Origin of the sequence: Alteromonas sp. BMJM2 (genome assembly GCF_027257845.1) — a bacterium.
Taxonomy (GTDB): domain Bacteria; phylum Pseudomonadota; class Gammaproteobacteria; order Enterobacterales; family Alteromonadaceae; genus Alteromonas.
The window spans coordinates 1-2,906 of the sequence record NZ_JAPVOT010000044.1 but is presented as its reverse complement, the minus strand read 5'-3'; the positions used below and the strand labels follow the sequence as shown (position 1 = coordinate 2,906).

The 2,906-nt window shown below is 39.7% G+C and carries 6 protein-coding genes; all 6 read left to right on the top strand.

Annotation, left to right across the window (positions count from 1 at the left end; genetic code table 11):
- Positions 1–141: 141 nt before the first annotated feature.
- Positions 142–534 (top strand): hypothetical protein, encoded by a 393-nt coding sequence (locus tag O9X84_RS19380; protein ID WP_269521296.1) that lies wholly within the window; start codon positions 142–144, stop codon positions 532–534.
- Between the two features lie 314 nt (positions 535–848).
- Complete coding sequence (locus O9X84_RS19375) at positions 849–1,073, top strand: hypothetical protein (protein ID WP_269521295.1); 225 nt, start codon at positions 849–851, stop codon at positions 1,071–1,073.
- A gap of 203 nt (positions 1,074–1,276) precedes the next feature.
- On the top strand, positions 1,277–1,501 hold the full coding sequence (locus O9X84_RS19370; RefSeq protein WP_269521294.1) for a hypothetical protein: 225 nt from the start codon (positions 1,277–1,279) through the stop codon (positions 1,499–1,501).
- 35 nt (positions 1,502–1,536) lie between these two features.
- Positions 1,537–2,076, top strand: a complete 540-nt coding sequence (locus tag O9X84_RS19365) for a DUF4287 domain-containing protein (protein WP_269521293.1) — start codon at positions 1,537–1,539, stop codon at positions 2,074–2,076.
- A gap of 146 nt (positions 2,077–2,222) precedes the next feature.
- Positions 2,223–2,507, top strand: coding sequence for a BrnT family toxin (locus O9X84_RS19675; RefSeq protein WP_442864575.1), 285 nt, complete (start codon positions 2,223–2,225; stop codon positions 2,505–2,507).
- Positions 2,504–2,737: a BrnA antitoxin family protein gene (locus O9X84_RS19670; RefSeq protein WP_382406161.1), complete on the top strand. Its 234-nt coding sequence runs from the start codon at positions 2,504–2,506 to the stop codon at positions 2,735–2,737. The genes O9X84_RS19675 and O9X84_RS19670 overlap by 4 nt, the downstream gene beginning before the upstream one ends.
- Positions 2,738–2,906 lie beyond the last annotated feature (169 nt).

The window sequence follows — 2,906 nt, the reverse complement described above, 5'->3', positions numbered from 1 at the left end:
CAGGCTCTGCTTCTAACAAAGCGCTCAAGTTCACTCCCTTCGGTCGCTGGGACGCTAACACGCGGGCTGACTCACTTCGTTCGGATTTTAGCCCACGCGCTAGCGCCCCTTAGCTTAAAGTTATATGACAAGGATGTATTAATGAAAAGTTTAATTTTAGCGTTTGTAGCTACACTCCCATTATTAGGTTGTTCTGGTGACGATCAGAATCAAAATGAATGCCCTGAAGTAACGTTACCAGTGATTATTCCAGCCATAAATGTGAAGTTATTCGATACAAATCAGACACCTCTCAACGTATGTGACGCCATTGTGATGGTCGATAGTGCAAACGGTAGTGAAACTATCTATGGTTCGGCATTTAATGATTGCTCTACTAAATTTAACATCGCTGTCGGCTACGATTTAATTGAGCACAAATTGCTCATTGAAAAAGCAGGTTACATTAATCAAAGTTTTGATTCTTTATTACCAATAGCAACAAAATGTGGATACGAGACCCTAGAACTTTCTGTTAACTTAGTGGCTGATTGAGAAATGTCATATAACAAAAAAATTAAGCACGCCCGCTGTGCGGGCTGGGACGCATACATGTGGGCTGGCTCACTTCGTTCGGATTTTAGCCCACACGTCCGCGCCCCTTATTTAAAAGTTAGAAGGCGTCAACCTAAACTGCGTTTCGCTTAATAAAAATAACAGTTCAACCGCCCTCACCTGCTGTTTCAAAAATCGCTCTGGCTTTTGGTGGTTTTAACTTCGCCGCTTCAACTTCATAGGTTGCGCAATAGGCGCTTTATCGCCAAGTTATTATTTCAATTCAGTAAGCGCCATTGCATTTGGAAGTTCAAATGGCGGCTTGCTTCAGTCAAATCAAAAACATCACCGCGCTGTCGTTTTACTTGTTTGTGTTAATAATCAATCGTATGCTGGCTTTATTAGTTTTTAAAAATGCCAAGGGAACAGGCTCTGCTTCTAACAAAGCGCTCAAGTTCACTCCCTTCGGTCGCTGGGACGCTAACACGCGGGCTGACTCACTTCGTTCGGATTTTAGCCCACGCGCTAGCGCCCCTTAGCTTAAAGTTAGAAGGCGTCAGCCTAAACTGCGTTTCGTTTAATAAAAATAACAGTTCAACCGCCCTCAGCTGCTGTTTCAAAAATCGCTATGGCTTTTGGTGGTTTTAACTTCGCCGCTTCAACTTCAAAGGTTGCGCATTAGGCGCTTTATCGCCTAGTTCTTATTTTGAATCAGTAAGCGCCATTGCGTTTGGCAGTTCAAATGGCGGCTTACTTCTGTCAAATCAAAAACATCACTGCACTGTCGTTTTACTTGTTTGTGTTAATAATCAATCGTATGCTGACTTCAACAGTTTTTAAAAAGACCAAAGGAACAGGCTCTGCTTCTAACAAAGCGCTAAAGTTCACTCCCTTCGGTCGCTGGGACGCTAACACGCGGGCTGACTCACTTCGTTCGGATTTTAGCCCACATGCTAGCGCCCCTTAGCTTAAAGTTATGTTTTGAATCATAAGGTGGAGTATATGGATAAAGCACTGCAAACAATGATTGATAATATGCCTGAGAAAACAGGTAAAAAGTTAGAAGAGTGGCTTAAAATATTAAAAAAAGAAAACTTTGAAAAGCATTCAATAGCTGTAAAGTTTTTAAAAACTGAATATGGAGTGACACATGGGTTTGCAAATACAATAGTAGCTCTATCTAAAGAAGTTGATTCGCCTGAGGATTTACTTTTAGATCAATATAACGGTAAAGAATTGCTCAAACCCATTTATGAAAAGCTCCTATCCATTGTTGAGAATTTTGGGGATGATATTGAAATTACGCCCAAAAAAGGAAGTGTAAGTTTAATTAGAAAGAAACAATTTGCCTTAATTAAGCCTGCAACTAAAACAAGGATTGATTTAGGGCTGAAGCTTAAAGGTGTCGAAGTACAGGGCTGTTTAGAAAGTTCTGGCCCATTTGGTACTATGTGTACTCATAGAGTTCAGCTACAAGATGTATCTGATGTTGATAGTGAAGTTATCGATTGGTTATCAAAAGCTTACGAGAACTCAGTGTAGTCAAAACATAACAAGGCATTAAAGTAGGAAAATTTACAGTTGGCTGTTTTCACTGCGTTCAACATTTTAGCCAACTATAAATTTCCTCTTAATGAGGCGTTATCTCTCAATTTGACTGAAAGCTTTTTTGTACATACACTGTATGTATGATTAAATTCGAGTGGAATGAAGCTAAAGCAGCTTCGAATCAAGTAAAACATGGAATCTCGTTCAAGGAAGCTAAGACCGCATTTTTTGACGAGAGAGCTTTGCAGTTTTTTGATGAAACAAATTCAATATTAGACGAAGACCGTTTTCTTCTATTAGGGATGAGTAATTCTTCAAAACTACTTCTAATTTGTCATTGTGAAAGAAAAGATGGAGAAGTCATTCGCATAATCTCAGCAAGGAAGGCAACAAAATCCGAATCAAAACTTTATGGTGATTTATGAAAGCCGAATATGACCTTACAAAACTTGAATCTCGCAAAAACCCATATGCAAATAAGCTCAAAAAGTCAGTTACGATAAGACTAAGCGAAGACATAATTGGCTATTTTAAAGGGATGTCTGATGAAACCGGTGTTCCGTATCAAAGTCTGATAAATTTATATCTCAAAGACTGCGTCCAACAACATCGCAAGGTTGATATTAGCTGGCAGACTGAGATAACAAAACCATGAACCGGATTTGCGGTAGAGCGCCACAAACCGGTTATGGTAAGTGTTAGGTTTCATTCTTTATGACTAGGTTATTATTCGTTTGCAGTGAGAATCGGCTTCGGAGTCCTACAGGAGAAGAGGTCTTTTCAGCACGCGATAATATTGAAGCGATTGGTTGCGGAACGAATAA